This is a genomic window from Streptococcus cristatus, from assembly GCF_003943515.1.
GTDB lineage: Bacteria > Bacillota > Bacilli > Lactobacillales > Streptococcaceae > Streptococcus > Streptococcus cristatus_D.
This window is the reverse complement of sequence record NZ_RJPT01000001.1, coordinates 273,036-288,728: the sequence shown is the minus strand read 5'-3', so window position 1 is coordinate 288,728 and position 15,693 is coordinate 273,036. Positions and strand designations below refer to the sequence as shown.

Below are 15,693 nucleotides of genomic sequence, written 5' to 3'. Positions count from 1 at the left end.
CTCCAAGCAAGTGCCGGAGTTCTATCCTATTTCAACATCAGCGACTGACCTTTAGCTTCGGTAAGGAGGATGCTACCACTCTTTCCTGATTAGATCCATCAGTTCATTGCGGTCTAAAATCCACTGGGCACGTTCATCCTTCTCATAGGTGCGATTGGACAAAAAGATTGCAGCTTTCTGCTCCGCCCGATTGCACATGATAAAAGTACCCGTATAGCCAGTATGATCCAGCCATTCTCCCTCCAAATTCCAAGCTAGACTGCGCGTCTTGCCTGGCTCTGAAGCAAAGTTTTGGCTCAATTTCTCTGCAAATTCATCCTGCAAATAATGCTCTAAAAAGATCTGCAAATCCTCAAGCCTTGAAAAAAGCCCAGCACTACCAGCATGCTGGCCTAAGACACGCGCTTTGGGATCATGAACCACACCCGCTTTAACACCACCAACAGTCGGAACCGCAGAAGCTACTGGTCCAAAGCTAGTTTTCCGCATCGCCCATGGCTGAAAAATCTTTTCTTCAAATAACCTGTCCAAATCCTCCCCATAGATATCCTCCAGCATAAAGCCCAGCAGGAGAAAATTAACATCTGTATAATGGAAGGTTTTGTCATCCTGCACTGTCAAGCTATTGAGAGCCGCCTTTAATTCTTGAGCATTGAGCCTATCCCGATTGGGAATAAAGGGATCAAGCCCAGAAGTATGGGTCAAAAGCTGACGCAGGGTCACCCGATCATCATGAAAGGCAGGATAATAGCGCCGCAAAGGCGCATCTATATCCAAGTCACCACTCTGAAACAGAAATGCCACCAAGGTTCCTACGCCGACCACCTTGCTGACACTGGCTAGATCATAAACCAGACCTGCTCGCGTTGCTGACTGATTGGCTGGGTCTGCCAAGCCCAGATAGAAACTCTGCCAGTGTCCATCACGATAAAGAGACAAACTAGCCCCAGGATAAAGCCCCGCAGCAAGCTGCTGATCTATCTTTTCTAAAATCCGCTGGGTCATAGTTGCTCAAACCATAGTTCAATATTACTTTGATCTTGGCTAACCAAGAATTTTTTAGATTTAGGGACAAAAAACTCCTGTGTCGCAAAAATCGATGACAGTTGTTCCACATTAAAGTCCGCCACCAAACATTTGAGCATAGCCAAATCCCAAGTTTTCGTATTATCAGCTGTCAAATCTTCTCCTTGGGCTTCCTGCACATCTAAGAAATCCAAGACATTGCTTACTGGCTGATAAAAGTCCTTGACAGCCTGCAAATCTGGGGCACGAAGTTCAATCTTTTCCACTTCAAATTGACTCAATCCGATAAAATCGTCCTGCACTGCAAATGCAGGAGTTTCTTGGACTGGTTGCAGACAAGTCACCTTCTCTTCCGCATGGAGTAAGATACGATCACCTTCCGGGGAAGTCGCTTCAAAAGCATAACCTTTCTCCCCACGATATAAACTATCAACTTCAATCCCTCGAGCCAACAAAGCCTCAATTTCTGACGCTTGTGCCACCCTGATCACTAAGCGAGCCAATTTCTTTGCCCCTTTTACTCGGCGAGAGCGCATGCTTGGAGATTCTTCTAAAATCAATCTTTCTGTTTTAGTTTGATCGCCCAAAGACAACTGGGCTCCTTCTTCTAATAGGGATTTCATCCCTAGCGTTTTGCTATAGAAATCTTGATTTAGGTTCCGATTATTTACTTTTATTACTGGAACAATTCTTGCAACATGATTCACACTCATAACTTCCTCCAAACTATTTTATTGTAATAAATTTTCATTTTTTTGACAAGAAATTATGCGCAAACCAACAATTTTCAGAACATTTCCACTATCCTAATCTAACAGACCAAAAATATAAAGCAAATCGCATTTTTCTATTAGTCAGAAGCCAACAAAAAAAGACCGAGATTTCTCTCAGTCTTTCGATAGATATTATCCGTAAATCGCTTTAAACAAAGCTACTGCTGCAATACCAGCTGCAATTGGTGCTACAACCGGTACCCAAGAATACCACCATTTTGAATCGCCCTTGTGTTCACCAAGGATTGATTTTGGCAAGATAAAGTGCAAGATACGAGGTCCGAGGTCACGGGCTGGGTTAAGGCCTGGTCCAGTAGGACCTCCAAGTGAAGTTACCAAAGCCATGACAAGGAAACCAAGTGCCAAGTGAGCGACAGCAGATGAACCATTTGTTGCTTGTGCAAATGTATTGTGAATAAGACTTTGAACATCTGATTCTGCTACTTTCTGACCAGCTTTAATTGCTTGATCAGCTTGTTGTTGTACATTCTTCTCAATAAGAACTTTCAATTCCGCACCGAAGTGAAGTTTAGTCATGCCCATCGCTGCAAAGAAAAGAACAAATGAACCAACAAACTCATTGATAAAGCCATTGATTGTTGCTGCTTTACGAGATTCAGGTGTTCCATGATCTAGACTTGAAATGGTTGAGAAAGTACCCAAGATATTGTTTGGATTTTCCGTTTTCAAGTAGTAAGGACGATGTGTCGCTACGACCAAAGCCTGTCCGAAGATCGCACCCAAAACTTGAGCAATAATATAAGGAGCTACCTGAGCCCATGGGAAGTAACCGCTAATTGCAAGCCCTAAAGTGAAAGCAGGGTTGATGTGGTTACCTGAGGTATTTCCAAACATCAGAGCTGGAATCATAACCCCCATACCGTAACCAACGGCAATGACCAACCAGCCACTTTGATGACCTTTAGTTCCTTTTAATTCAACATTGGCAACAGCACCATTCCCCAAAATGATAAGGATGGCTGTTCCTAAAAATTCCGTGGCATATTTAATAGCCCAACTGAAATCCATCTAATTTCTCCTTTAAAATTTTTTAGACAATCTATATTTTATCAAGTATAATGGATAATGTAAAGGTCATTTTAAACAAAAATAAGAAAAAGAGGGAAAAATATGCGCTTCAATCAGTATAGTTATCACAAGACAAATCCAGACACCATGCGCCAAGAATTAGCTGACTTGGGCTTTGTTTATGAGCCACACCTTTCTGACAAAGACAATCTCCAAAGCTTCCTACAACGTTGTTTCTTTCTCTATCAGGATAACGACTACTTACTTCGAGCTTGGGCCGCTGATAGCGAAACTGACCTGTTGACCTTCTTCGAATCAGACCGCGAACTGACAGCTGAGGTCTTCTATATGACTGCCTTTCAGCTCTTGGACTTTGTGCCTTTTGTTGATTTCACCGATCTTGAGAAATTCCGAACAGAAAGCAACTTCCCTATCGTTTACGACGATCTGCTAGAAAACCTCTATCAGTTGCTCAACACTCGAACAAAAAATGGCAATCTGCTGGTTGATAAGCTGGTCAGCGAGGGATTGATTTCTGAGGACAATACCTACCACTACTTCAACGGCAAGAGCTTGGCAACTTTTACCAGCTACGATGCCATCCGCGAGGTCGTTTATGTGGAAAGCCGAGTTGATACTGATGGAGACGGCCTGCCAGATTTGGTCAAGGTTAGCATTATCCGTCCTCGTTACCAAGGGCAAATCCCTGCCGTCATGACCGCTTCTCCCTATCATCAGGGAACCAACGATCCGGCTAGCGACAAGGCTCTCCACAATATGAATGTAGACTTGGCAAAAAAAGAGCCTCATCAAATCACAGTACAAGATACTAAGCTCAAATTGCTCCAACTGGACGCGCCAGCTCCAGCCCAAGAAGTCTCTGAAGCTGAGGAAAAATTGGGGCATATCGGTACCTACACGCTCAATGACTACTTGCTACCACGCGGTTTTGCCAATCTCTATGTGTCTGGCGTGGGAACCAAAGATTCTCAAGGCCTGATGACCAGCGGCGACTACCAGCAGATTGAGGCCTATAAGAACGTCATCGACTGGCTCAACGGCTGCTGCCGAGCCTTCACCGACCACACGCGCCAGCGGGAAATCAAGGCCACTTGGTCCAACGGAAAAGTAGCTACGACCGGTATCTCCTATCTGGGCACCATGTCCAACGGGCTGGCTACGACTGGCGTAGACGGGTTGGAAGTCATTATCGCCGAAGCTGGTATCTCTTCTTGGTACAACTACTACCGCGAAAATGGCCTCGTCACAAGTCCTGGCGGCTATCCAGGAGAGGATTTTGAATCCCTGACCGAACTGACCTACTCCCGCAACCTGAGGGCTGGTGACTACCTGCGTCATAATGATACTTATCAGCGAAGCCTAGAGCAACAGCGCAAAGACCTAGACCGGCAAACCGGAGATTACAATCAATTTTGGCATGACCGCAACTATCTGCTCCATACAGATAAGGTCAAGGCCGAAGTCGTCTTCACCCACGGCTCTCAAGACTGGAATGTCAAGCCTCTCCATGTTTATAATATGTTCCGAGCTCTGCCAGCTCACATCAAAAAGCACCTCTTCCTCCACAATGGTGCCCATGTTTACATGAACAACTGGCAGTCCATTGACTTCCGCGAATCCATGAATGCCCTCCTCAGCAAGAAACTGCTAGGCCATGCTTCAGACTTCGAACTGCCACCAGTCATCTGGCAGGACAACAGCCAAGCTCAAAATTGGCTCACTCTGGAAGACTTCGGTGGACAAGAGCACTACGCTCATTTCCATCTAGGTAAAGGCTCTCAAGAGATTCAAAACCAATATTCAGAAGAAGATTACAATCGTTTTGCTAAAAACTACCAAAGCTTTAAAAACGAACTCTTTGACGGCAAGGTTAACCAGATTACTCTGGATTGGACTTTAGAAGACGACCTCTTCCTTAACGGAGCCACCCAGCTCAAACTGCGCCTTAAATCCAGCACGGACAAGGGGCTGATTTCTGCCCAACTACTGGACTTTGGACCAGCTAAACGCCTCACTCCAATTCCGATACCGCTTGAGCCTAGAGTCATGGACAACGGCCGCTACTATATGCTGGACAATCTAGTTGAGTTGCCTTTTACCGAAACGCCACACCGTGTCATCACAAAAGGCTTCCTCAATCTGCAAAATCGGACAGATTTGCTGACGGTCGAAGAAGTTACTCCTAACCAATGGATGGAATGTAGCTTTGATCTGCAACCAACCATCTACAAGATGAAAAAAGGCGACCAGCTCCGCCTCGTCCTCTACACTACAGACTTTGAGCATACTGTTCGTGATAAGACCGACTATCAGCTGACGGTAGATTTAGGGCAATCTAGTCTAGACTTGCCGACCATGACATCACTTTCATAAAACCTAAAAGACGCTGAAATTCAGCGCCTTTTTCTTCTACTGTACATTGAAATATTTTTCTGCATATTTTTTATAATCTGGCTTTTCCTTGCGGTTCATAGCAAAGAGCATACTACCTGTGAGATAGTCATCGTCTGAATCAGGAATTAGCATAATAGCAACATTTTTATCTTTCTCAGGAAAGACTATAGAAAATATTTTGCCATTATCTTTCCGAGTCAGGCCATAATAACTCACCCCATTTTTAAAACCAACAGCATTTTGAGTATACTTATACTCTTCTTCGTTGACAATGATAGTCTTGTCTTTTATTTCAATGGTCGTTTGTTCACCTCTAACATCCTGAACATTCCATTTCCCCTGAATTTTGGGGCTACCACTACAGCCGATTAAGATGAAGAGGGATGAGAGCACTACCAACAGCAAACCTTTTATCTTCTTATTTTTCAAGTTGTCTTCTCCTTGGTATATAGATTCATGACCATTCTACTATAAAGACTAAATCTTTGTCAAACCTTCTAGAAATGTTCTTCTTGCCACTTTTCCAAAAAATGATATAATTGAAGAGTGAAGATTGCTAAGGGGCTCAGCCCTTGCGAGAGAAAGGAAAGAAAATCTTATGATGAATATGCAAAACATGATGAAGCAAGCCCAAAAACTTAAAAAAGACATGGACATTGCTCAAGCAGAATTAGCTGCAACTGAATTTGTTGGAAAATCTAGCCAAGATTTAGTTGTAGCAACTCTTACTGGTGATAAAAAGGTTGTCAAAATTGACTTTCAGCCTGCTATCGTAGACCCAGAAGATATGGAAACTCTATCTGATTTGACTAGCCAAGCTATCAATGCTGCTATCGATCAAATCAACGAAGTAGCTAAACAAAAACTCAGCGCTTTCCAAAGTGGACTTTCTTTCTAATTCTGCTAAGTCCCTATAAAAATCAACTCCCAAAAGATGATATATTCATTCTTTTGGGAGTTTTTTTGCGCAAAAAAATTGGAGAAAAGATTTAAGCATTTTCTCCAATATAAATCTCCTTAATGTCTAAAATGTCTCACGCCTGTGAAGACCATGGTCAAACCATATTTATCCGCCGCTTCGATAGATTCTTGGTCACGGACGGAGCCACCTGGCTGGATAATCGCCTTGATGCCAGCTTTGGCGATTTCTTCCACGTTATCCGCGAATGGGAAGAAGGCATCTGAAGCAAGCACAGCGCCGTCAAGGCGGTCTTTAGCTTGGTCAATGGCGATGCGAACAGAAGCCACACGGTTAGTTTGACCTGGGCCAACGCCAAGTGTCATGTGGTCGTTGGTCACAATGATACCGTTTGATTTGACGTACTTGATGGCTTTCCAAGCGAACTCAAGGGCTGTCGCTTCTGTCTCGGTTGGTTGACGTTTGGTCACCACTTGCCAATCAGCTGGGCTCTCTTTGACCACGTCTTGGTTTTGCACGAGAAGTCCACCGACAACACCTGTGTATTCTGCTTCCACTTCACTAGCCTCTTGAGCGTCAAATGGCAAGGCAAGGATACGCAAGTTTTTCTTTTTGTTGGTCAAAATGGCTAGCGCCTCATCTGTATAGCTCGGTGCGATGATGATTTCAAGGAAGACGCCGTGCATCTTCTCAGCGGTCGCAGCATCCACCTCACGGTTGAGAACGACAATACCACCGAAGATAGACACTGAATCAGACTCATAAGCATAGTCCCAAGCAGTCTCGATGTCATCAGCTTGACCGATTCCACATGGGTTCATGTGTTTGAGAGCTACAACGGTTGGACGGTCTTTGAAGTCACGGATAATACGAATGGCAGCATCAGCATCACGGATATTGTTAAAGGACAATTCCTTACCGTTAAGCTGTTTCGCTGATGCAATTGAGTAGTCTGTCGGCAAAGCTTTTTGGTAGAAGTCCGCATCCTGCTGAGGATTTTCCCCATAGCGCATGGCTTGCTTGAGGTCATAGGTCAAAGTGAGTTTTTCTGGTTTTGCTTCGCCCACTTGAGCTGTGAAGTATTCTGCAATCAAGGCATCATAAGCTGCTGTGTGACGGAAAACCTTAGCCGCCAAACGTTGACGCGTTTCGTAAGTCGTTTCACCATTGGCTGACAATTCGTCCAAAACCACAGCATAGTCAGCAGGGTCTACCACAACTGTCACGCTGGCATGGTTTTTAGCTGCTGAACGAAGCATACATGGCCCACCGATATCGATATTTTCCACCGCATCTGCATAGGTCACATCTGGCTTGAGAATCGTTTCCTTGAAAGGATAGAGATTGACAACTACAAGGTCGATGAGCTCAATCTTATTGTTCTTGGCTGCTTCTAGGTGACTATCCAAGTCACGACGAGCAAGGAGGCCACCGTGGATATTTGGATGGAGGGTCTTGACGCGACCGTCCATCATCTCTGGAAAACCAGTCACGTCATCGATCGCAATGGTCTCCACCCCAGCATTGTCAAGGGCAACTTTGGTACCACCTGTTGAGATGATGTCCCAACCAAGTTTTTTGAGTTCTTGGGCAAATTCAACAATGCCCGCTTTGTCTGAGACGCTGATTAAGGCGCGTTTAGTCATTATTATTCTCCAATCTGAACCGGTTATTATAGCGATCTACCAAGCGTTTCGTTTCTTCTTCATTAAATTTTAATGTGCACAAAGTAGGATTTCTTCCATCAAGATAGGCGATAAATGATAACAATCCAAAACTTTCTCCTTTTTCCCTAAAAGCTCTCTGATCTTGATTTACTGAATTATTGAAAATATAATCTTGAATAATAGATGGTAATTGGAATGTAAGTCTATATTGTTCATCACCTCCAGTTGGTTCAATTATCCATACATCATTCTCATTGTCATTCCAAGTGATAGTTACTTCTTGATGTGGGTTTCCACGTAGCGAATCACGAAACACATCATCATTATCAGGTATAAGTGCTATGATTTGCGAACTCTTTGTGCTCGCTATATAAATACTTCTAACAGTTTGCATTTTGTCTACAAATTCATTTACAACTGATTGTTGAATATTGAAATCAAACCATCTATAAAGTTGATCATAGCTTAAATTATTAATCCGACTAGAAAACTTTTCTTTAAAATGATTAAAATCATCACTACTAATATCATCGCCACTATTACTGTGACTAAAAAATAATTCATCCACAATTTGATTTATAAAATCTCTAATCCATCTATAATAACCAGACGATAAGTCCATTAAGTAAATCTTATGGGCGATAGCCAATCTTTGAGCATCATTTGTAAATCCTGATGTAGAAAAAAGAGCATAATTATAATTATATTTAGGTAGCTTTAACTCTTCACTTGTCATCTCAACTGTGGAATAATTAGTATTTACATCTTGTAGAATACCTATTCCCATTCTAACTCTATCAATACCTACCTTATTACTTGTATAGAATTTAGCCTCTAAAAATAAACGTATAGGATAAGAAAATGGTGGTGTAATACGAAATGTTCCTAACGAGTCAAATTGATGATAGCCACCTCTCCCTTTAACATTTAGGCCATTCCTATCTAAATCTACAATCTCATTTTCTGCACTCGTTACTAAATCATATCCATTAACTTTTAATAACTTAGCCAATACAATTTCTAATAAATATCCTTTGGCTTGTGATTTTTTCATTGTTTTCTCTCCACTCCCAAGCTACCCAGAACCTCCGGATACAGCTTGTACTCCGCTTCATGAATGCGAGCTTCAAAGCTTTCGATGGTATCATCAGCTAGACGTGGTACACGGACTTGTTTGATGACCTTGCCTGTATCCACACCAGAGTCCACCCAGTGAATGGTCACGCCACTCTCAGCAATCCCAGCATTCCAAGCATCCTCAATCCCATGAGCACCTGGAAATTCTGGCAGGTAGGCTGGATGAATGTTGATGATTCGATCTTCATAAGCCTCCAATAAGGTTGGCCCAACGATTTTCATGTAGCCGGCGAGGCAAACCAAGTCAATATGGTGTTCTTCCAAGAGTTCGACAAGGGCTGCTTCGTAGTCTGCCTTGTTCTCGAACTCCTTGAGTTCAAAAGCATAGGACAGAACGCCGAGATTGTCTGCACGCTCGAGCACATAGGCGTCACGATGGTCTGAAAAGACAAACTCCACCGGAAATTGTTCGGCAATCACCTGAAAATTTGAGCCATTACCAGAGGCAAAAACTGCTATTTTTTTCATTTGATGATGACACTTTCGTTTTCTTTCTTGACGATGCGACCAATTTCATAGACTGGTTCATCCAGCAATTCCTTGACACGATCTACATTTTCAGGGCTAACTGCCAACATGAGTCCCACACCCATATTGAAGATTTCAAACATTTCTTCGTGTTTGATTTCACCGTATTTTTCAAGAGCTTTGAAGATTGGTAAGACTGGAACCTTGCTTTCCTCAATCTCTGCAGCCAAGTTATCTGCAAACATACGAGGGACATTCTCGATAAAACCACCACCTGTGATGTGGGCAATGCCGTTGACCAGCCCTTCCTTGATGAGTGGCAAGACAGCCTTGACATAGATACGAGTCGGCTCAAGAAGGACTTCCTTGAGTTTCTTGCCTTCCAATTCTGGCAAGACTTCCTCACCTGTGTAGTCCGCAAAGACACGACGCACGAGTGAGTAACCATTGGAGTGAATACCACTCGAAGCAAGTCCGAGAAGAATATCTCCTTCTGCCACCTTTGAACCGTCAATGATTTGAGATTTTTCAGCCACACCGACCGCAAATCCAGCCAAGTCGTAGTCATCTTCGCCATACATACCCGGCATTTCAGCCGTTTCCCCACCGATGAGAGCAGCGCCTGCCTGCACACAACCTTCTGCCACACCAGCGACGACTTGTTCTAGCTTGGCTGGTTCATTCTTCCCTGTCGCCACATAGTCGAGGAAATAGAGGGGTTCAGCGCCTGCAGCAATGATGTCATTGACACACATGGCCACACAGTCCTGCCCAATCGTGTCATGCTTGTCATACTTGATAGCCAGCATGAGCTTGGTTCCGACACCGTCAGTCCCTGAAATCAAGACAGGCTCTTTGACACCTGTTTTTGAAAGGTCAAACATGCCACCAAAACCACCCAGAGCTCCCATGACACCTGCACGCTCCGTACGAGCTACGTGCTTTTTGATCCGTTCAACAACTTCATAACCCGCTTCAACATCCACACCGGATTGCGCATAAGCATTTTTATTTGTCATTTGTTTATTCCTTTCCTTTAATGGAGAGCCTTCTTCCGCCTATTTATAAAAGCTGGTCTTTTCTTCCAAACTTCTACGATAGTCTGCTTCATAGTCGTAGAGAGGAGTTGGGTAGTCGCCGTCAAAGTAAGCGACACAGAGACCACCGTTTGGCGCATCTGTTTCGATGCCGATAGAATCAATCAAACCATCAATCGAAAGATAAGTCAGACTATCCGCACCAATGATTTGGCGAGTTTCCTCGACCGTATGATTGGCCGCAATCAGCTCCTGACGCGTCTGGATATCAATCCCATAGAAGCATGGATAAGCTAGCGCAGGACTGCCAATAGCAACGTGAACCTCGGACGCACCCGCTTCTTTCAAAAGCTGAACGATACGGCGAGAGGTCGTCCCACGAACAATGGAATCATCAATCATGACCACACGTTTGCCTTTAACAACACCCGAAACGGCAGACAGTTTCATCCGTACCCCTTGCTCCCGCAATTCTTGAGTCGGTTGGATAAAGGTGCGTTGCGTGTATTGGTTTTTGATCAGCCCCATTTCATTTGGCAGACCAGATTCTTCTGCAAATCCCATGGCTGCACTGAGTGATGAATTTGGCACACCAACCACGATATCTGCTTCATGCTTGAATTCACGCGCCAATTGAGCTCCCATACGTTTGCGGGCCGTATGGACGTTAACACCATGGATATTAGAGTCAGGACGAGCAAAGTAGATATACTCCATAGAGCAGATCGCGAGCTGAGTATCATTCGTATAGCTATCGTACTGAATCCCATTGTCATCCACGATTACAATCTCTCCTGGTTTTACATCACGAATCCACTCAGCACCAATAACTTCAAAAGCACAGGTTTCGGAGGAAACCACCACCGCTCCGTTGGTCATTTTCCCAATAGAAAGCGGACGGAAACCATTAGGGTCAAGCGCCGCAATCAACTTGTCCTCAAACAACAAGATATAAGCAAAGCCACCTTTAACAAGACTGAGCGCTTCCTTGATTTTGCCCATCAAACTAGGATTGTGACTACGACGAATCAAATGAGCTAAGATTTCTGAATCAGAGGTTGAGCTGAAAATAGCACCTCTTTGTTCCAATTCTTTCTTGAGCGATTCGGCATTGGTCAGATTTCCATTATGGGCCAAGCCAAACTGCATATCATGAAAGCGAAAAATGAAAGGCTGGATGTTATCTACAGAAGCTTCTCCTGCGGTCGCATAACGCACATGACCGATGGCAGCAGTTCCTGTCAGTTTATCCAATTTGGTAGGATTTTTGAAAACTTCTGATAGAAGCCCCATATCACGATGGCGCTTCAATTGCCCCTGATCATTGGAGAGGATTCCAGCCCCCTCCTGACCACGGTGCTGAAGACTGTGGAGCCCAAAATAGGTCATTTTAGCAGCATCTGGATGTCCCCAAATACCGAAAACACCGCATTCTTCATTAAGAGATTTTACTTCATATGTCATTTTTTATACCTTTTATTTCCCTGTGAAATAACGCACAGCTGACGCGAACAGGTGCTGGTCTTTATTTCCTGGGATATTTTGGAAAAGACCGTCTTCATAACGTTCTGAGTGTCCCATTTTACCGATGATTTGGCCGTTCTTGCTGGTAATTCCTTCGATGGCATGGACAGAACCATTCGGATTATACTTAGAATCCATGCTTGGTTTACCCTCAAAGTCAACGTATTGGCTGAAGATTTGGCCATTGTCACGGAGCTCCGCAAATTCCTCAGCTGTCACGACAAATTTCCCTTCACCGTGCGATACTGGGATGGCATGGATATCGCCCACTTGCACGCCAGCCAACCATGGTGAGTTGGTATTGGCAATTCGAGTTTCCACCATCTTGGCCACGTGCTGGTTGGCATCATTGTAGAAGAGGGTTGGACTAGTACTGTTAGCATCCTCGAAGTTCCCGTACGGAAGAAGACCTGATTTGACCAAGGCCTGGAATCCATTACAGATACCGATAATCAAGCCACCACGAGCAATAAAGCTATCAATGGCTGCACGCACTTTTTCATTAAGCAAGATATTGACAATAAATTTAGCTGATCCATCTGGCTCATCCGCAGCCGAGAAGCCACCTGCAAAGAAGAGGATATTAGCCTTGCCGATGTTGTCAACCATAGTTTCAACTGACTTGACAATGGCTTCTTCATTCAAGGTCACAAATGGCACCAAGTTGACCTCTGCACCTTCTTTTTCGAATGCCTTGGCTGAGTCATATTCTGAGTTGGTACCTGGGAAGACTGGGATGTAAACCACAGGTTTTTCAATAGTTTCCTTGGCTTTGATGACTGCCTTAGAAGCGACAGCTGGCACTTCTGCCAATTCTTTGGCTTGTGCAAATTCAGTTGGGTAAACTCCTTCTAGTTTTCCTTGGAAGGCACTATCCAGTTTCTGTCCATCTAGCTTCACACCGTTGACAAGGAGAGCAAAGTCTGCGCTCGTTTGACCGATCTTCTCTACCCCAGTAATTTCTTCAGGAGAGGTGAAGACAAATCCGCCCAATTGAGCTGTCAAAGCCGTTTTAAGTTCAGGCAAGGTCACCTCTGCACCGATATGGTTCCCAAAGGTAGCAAGGGCCAAACTTTCGACGATACCACCGTATTTGACAGCTGATGCAGATGTTACTTTGTGATCAGCTTGGATGGCTTCAAAGTGAGCAAAGTTAGACTTAATCAAGTCAAAATCAATCTCTTGTACCAAGGCTTGACCTGGGATGTAGTAGATGTTTTCACCAGCAGTCTTGAACTCAGGAGAAAGCACCTTACGGCCATCTGCTGTTGTCACCCCAAAGGCAACCAAGGTTGGCGGTACAGTCAATTCTTCAAAAGTACCAGACATGGAGTCCTTACCACCGATAGATGGCAAACCAAGTTGGATTTGTGCTTCGATAGAGCCTAGAAGAGCTGCTACTGGCTGACCAAAACGCTCAGCCTGCTTGTCCATGCGCTCGAAATATTCTTGGTAAGAGAAGCGAGACTTGGACCAGTTGGCACCAGTAGCAACCAAACGAGCAGTTGCTTCGATAACCGCATAAGCAGCACCGTGGTATGGAGACCATTCTGCCACGTAAGGGTTGAATCCTTGGGCCATGACTGACGCAGTGTGAGTCACACCGTGTTGAACTGGCAATTTCTGTACAGATGCCTCAGTTGGAGTGAGTTGGTAGCGACCACCAAGTGGGTGATTGACCGTTGAACGACCGACCGAACAGTCAAAGATGGTTTGCAAGCCTTTTTGACTCGCATGATTCAAATCAGATAGAACCGCAAGGGTATCAGCTTCAAGTGTGTCAGCGCTTGTTGTGCGTTCTTCTGGAAGTTTGACATCCTTGTCCACTACCTTGGCATCGACAACCACGCGCACACCATTGGTATCAAGGAAACGACGCTCCAAGTCCACGATTGTCTCACCATTCCAGTGCATGACTAGATTTGGTTTCTCAGTCACTGTCGCAACCACAACAGCATCAATATTTTCTTTGTTACATTCAGCAACGAAGACATCTACGTCCTCAGGACGAACCACGACCGCCATCCGTTCTTGTGATTCAGAGATGGCAATTTCTGTACCGTTCAAGCCTTGGTATTTAAGAGGAACCTTGTTGAGGTCGATTTCAAGACCGTCTGCCAATTCACCGATAGCTACACAGACACCACCTGCACCAAAGTCGTTAGATTTCTTGATAAGACGAGTGACAGCGCCATTACGGAAAAGACGTTGAATCTTGCGTTCTTCGATAGCATTCCCTTTTTGAACCTCAGCTCCAGCAGTTTCCACAGACTCAACCGTTTGAACCTTAGAAGAGCCCGTCGCACCACCGACACCATCACGGCCTGTCTTACCACCAAGAAGAATGATCACATCGCCTACTTCCGGTTTTTCACGGACAACGTTGCCCTTGGGAGCCGCACCAACAACGGCACCTAACTCCATGCGTTTAGCTACAAAGCCTGGGTGGAAATACTCACGAACGTAGGTCGTCGCCAGACCAATTTGGTTCCCATAAGAAGAGTAACCGTGAGCCGCTGTCTTAGAAATGACTTGTTGTGGCAATTTACCAGCGCGAGTTTCTGAAATCGGTACTGTAATGTCACCTGCACCCGAAATCCGCATAGCTTGGTAAACATAAGAACGTCCTGACAATGGGTCACGAATGGCGCCACCGATACAAGTAGCCGCTCCACCAAATGGTTCGATTTCAGTTGGGTGGTTGTGGGTTTCGTTTTTAAACATGAGGAGCCAAGGTTCCTTGATACCATCCACATCCACTTCGATTTCGACTGAGCAGGCATTGATTTCATCAGACACTTCCATGTCATCCAAACGTCCATTAGCACGCTCATAACGACCAAAAATAGTCGCCATATCCATCAAGGTTTGTGGTTTTTCAGACCGACCTAGTTCCTCACGCATGGCAATATACTTATCATAGGTCGCCTGCAATTGCTTTTGGAACTTAGAAGCTGAGAAATCAATCTGTCTCAACTCGGTCTCAAAAGTCGTGTGACGACAGTGGTCAGACCAGTAAGTGTCCAAAACCTTAAGCTCTGTTTCCGTCGGCACGCGCCCGATTGACTTGAAATAGTCTTGGATAAAGAGCAAATCGTCCACTTCCATAGCCATCCCTTGCTCTGCCTTGTAGCGGGCAAAGTCTTCTGCTGTATAGCTTTCAAAGAATGTCAATTTAGGAATGGTCTTGTCTGACTCTGAAAATTCCTGCTTGGCAATCCCTGTCGTGATGTCCTTGAAACGAGAATCAACTGGATTGAGCAGGTAGTTCTTGACCGCTTCCAACTCAGTCGTATCAATATCTTTATTAACCAAGTAAAGTTGGGCTGTGTTGACTGTCACGTCACTAGAACTTCCTAGCAAAAGTAAGGATTCCTGTGAAGAAGCTGCGCGCTGGTCAAACTGTCCTGGCAAACTTTCAATGGCAAAGAAAGCATAGTTGGCAAGATCCGCCTGCACAGCCGCTTCATCCAAGACATGGTCTGTCACCTGCTCAGAGAAGATGTGTTTCTCTGCAGGCGCAAACAAATCCTCTGCCAAATCAAAGACATCATACACTTGCACAATGCGAATACTTTTCAAAGTTGACAGTCCCAAGTTATGTTGGAGTTCTCTCACCAAACTCTCTGATTTGACCTGAAAATCAGCCTTTTTTTCAACAAAAATACGTTTATCCATTAATTCTTATCCCTTTATTT

12 protein-coding genes are annotated in these 15,693 nt (G+C 44.5%); 2 read left to right on the top strand and 10 right to left on the bottom strand.

The window, feature by feature from the left end; genetic code table 11:
- Positions 1–72: 72 nt before the first annotated feature.
- The 3 genes from D8791_RS01505 to gla all read right to left on the bottom strand — a co-directional run bounded on the left by D8791_RS01505 (position 73) and on the right by gla (position 2,828).
- Positions 73–1,005: a serine hydrolase domain-containing protein gene (locus tag D8791_RS01505; RefSeq protein ID WP_125446019.1), complete on the bottom strand. Its 933-nt coding sequence runs from the start codon at positions 1,003–1,005 to the stop codon at positions 73–75.
- The gene (locus tag D8791_RS01500; RefSeq protein WP_125446018.1) at positions 1,002–1,739 is read right to left on the bottom strand and encodes a CppA N-terminal domain-containing protein; all 738 of its coding nucleotides are present in this window, start codon (positions 1,737–1,739) and stop codon (positions 1,002–1,004) included. Before D8791_RS01500 ends, D8791_RS01505 begins: the two co-directional genes overlap by 4 nt.
- 192 nt (positions 1,740–1,931) lie before the next feature.
- The gene (gla, locus tag D8791_RS01495) at positions 1,932–2,828 is read right to left on the bottom strand and encodes an aquaglyceroporin Gla (RefSeq protein WP_125446017.1); all 897 of its coding nucleotides are present in this window, start codon (positions 2,826–2,828) and stop codon (positions 1,932–1,934) included.
- A gap of 102 nt (positions 2,829–2,930) precedes the next feature.
- On the opposite strand from gla, the gene D8791_RS01490 reads away from it, so the two are divergent.
- Positions 2,931–5,222 carry a Xaa-Pro dipeptidyl-peptidase gene (locus D8791_RS01490; RefSeq protein WP_125446016.1) on the top strand — a complete coding sequence of 764 codons (2,292 nt, stop codon included), beginning with the start codon at positions 2,931–2,933 and terminating at the stop codon, positions 5,220–5,222.
- Between the two features lie 36 nt (positions 5,223–5,258).
- On the opposite strand, the gene D8791_RS01485 is transcribed toward D8791_RS01490, so the two are convergent.
- A complete protein-coding gene (locus D8791_RS01485; protein WP_185760528.1) occupies positions 5,259–5,672 on the bottom strand; it encodes a glycosyltransferase in 414 nt (137 codons plus the stop codon).
- 169 nt (positions 5,673–5,841) lie between these two features.
- On the opposite strand from D8791_RS01485, the gene D8791_RS01480 reads away from it, so the two are divergent.
- A complete protein-coding gene (locus D8791_RS01480; RefSeq protein WP_061908727.1) occupies positions 5,842–6,141 on the top strand; it encodes a YbaB/EbfC family nucleoid-associated protein in 300 nt (99 codons plus the stop codon).
- Positions 6,142–6,260: 119 nt separating this feature from the next.
- Here the strand turns inward: D8791_RS01480 and purH are convergent, their stop codons facing one another.
- The 6 genes from purH to D8791_RS01450 are packed head-to-tail and all read right to left on the bottom strand — an operon-like array spanning position 6,261 to position 15,673.
- A complete protein-coding gene (gene purH / locus D8791_RS01475; RefSeq protein WP_125446015.1) occupies positions 6,261–7,808 on the bottom strand; it encodes a bifunctional phosphoribosylaminoimidazolecarboxamide formyltransferase/IMP cyclohydrolase in 1,548 nt (515 codons plus the stop codon).
- A complete protein-coding gene (locus tag D8791_RS01470) occupies positions 7,801–8,883 on the bottom strand; it encodes a PDDEXK family nuclease (RefSeq protein ID WP_125446014.1) in 1,083 nt (360 codons plus the stop codon). Before D8791_RS01470 ends, purH begins: the two co-directional genes overlap by 8 nt.
- Entirely contained in the window at positions 8,880–9,434 is a 555-nt protein-coding gene (gene purN, locus D8791_RS01465) for a phosphoribosylglycinamide formyltransferase (RefSeq protein WP_125446013.1), read from the bottom strand. Before purN ends, D8791_RS01470 begins: the two co-directional genes overlap by 4 nt.
- On the bottom strand, positions 9,431–10,453 hold the full coding sequence (gene purM, locus D8791_RS01460) for a phosphoribosylformylglycinamidine cyclo-ligase (RefSeq protein WP_125446012.1): 1,023 nt from the start codon (positions 10,451–10,453) through the stop codon (positions 9,431–9,433). The genes purN and purM overlap by 4 nt, the downstream gene beginning before the upstream one ends.
- Positions 10,454–10,492: 39 nt before the next feature.
- Positions 10,493–11,935, bottom strand: a complete 1,443-nt coding sequence (purF, locus tag D8791_RS01455; protein ID WP_125446011.1) for an amidophosphoribosyltransferase — start codon at positions 11,933–11,935, stop codon at positions 10,493–10,495.
- A 12-nt stretch (positions 11,936–11,947) separates the two neighbouring features.
- The gene (locus tag D8791_RS01450) at positions 11,948–15,673 is read right to left on the bottom strand and encodes a phosphoribosylformylglycinamidine synthase (protein WP_125446010.1); all 3,726 of its coding nucleotides are present in this window, start codon (positions 15,671–15,673) and stop codon (positions 11,948–11,950) included.
- Positions 15,674–15,693 lie beyond the last annotated feature (20 nt).

Bases quoted from the DNA above. Each gene is read 5' to 3' on its own strand.
- D8791_RS01480 (WP_061908727.1), top strand. From the start codon at position 5,842: ATGATGAATATGCAAAACATGATGAAGCAAGCCCAAAAACTTAAAAAA.
- purM (WP_125446012.1), bottom strand. From the start codon at position 10,453: ATGACAAATAAAAATGCTTATGCGCAATCCGGTGTGGATGTTGAAGCG.
- purF (WP_125446011.1), bottom strand. From the start codon at position 11,935: ATGACATATGAAGTAAAATCTCTTAATGAAGAATGCGGTGTTTTCGGT.
- D8791_RS01470 (WP_125446014.1), bottom strand. From the start codon at position 8,883: ATGAAAAAATCACAAGCCAAAGGATATTTATTAGAAATTGTATTGGCT.
- purN (WP_125446013.1), bottom strand. From the start codon at position 9,434: ATGAAAAAAATAGCAGTTTTTGCCTCTGGTAATGGCTCAAATTTTCAG.
- D8791_RS01490 (WP_125446016.1), top strand. From the start codon at position 2,931: ATGCGCTTCAATCAGTATAGTTATCACAAGACAAATCCAGACACCATG.
- D8791_RS01505 (WP_125446019.1), bottom strand. From the start codon at position 1,005: ATGACCCAGCGGATTTTAGAAAAGATAGATCAGCAGCTTGCTGCGGGG.
- D8791_RS01450 (WP_125446010.1), bottom strand. From the start codon at position 15,673: ATGGATAAACGTATTTTTGTTGAAAAAAAGGCTGATTTTCAGGTCAAA.
- D8791_RS01500 (WP_125446018.1), bottom strand. From the start codon at position 1,739: ATGAGTGTGAATCATGTTGCAAGAATTGTTCCAGTAATAAAAGTAAAT.
- gla (WP_125446017.1), bottom strand. From the start codon at position 2,828: ATGGATTTCAGTTGGGCTATTAAATATGCCACGGAATTTTTAGGAACA.
- purH (WP_125446015.1), bottom strand. From the start codon at position 7,808: ATGACTAAACGCGCCTTAATCAGCGTCTCAGACAAAGCGGGCATTGTT.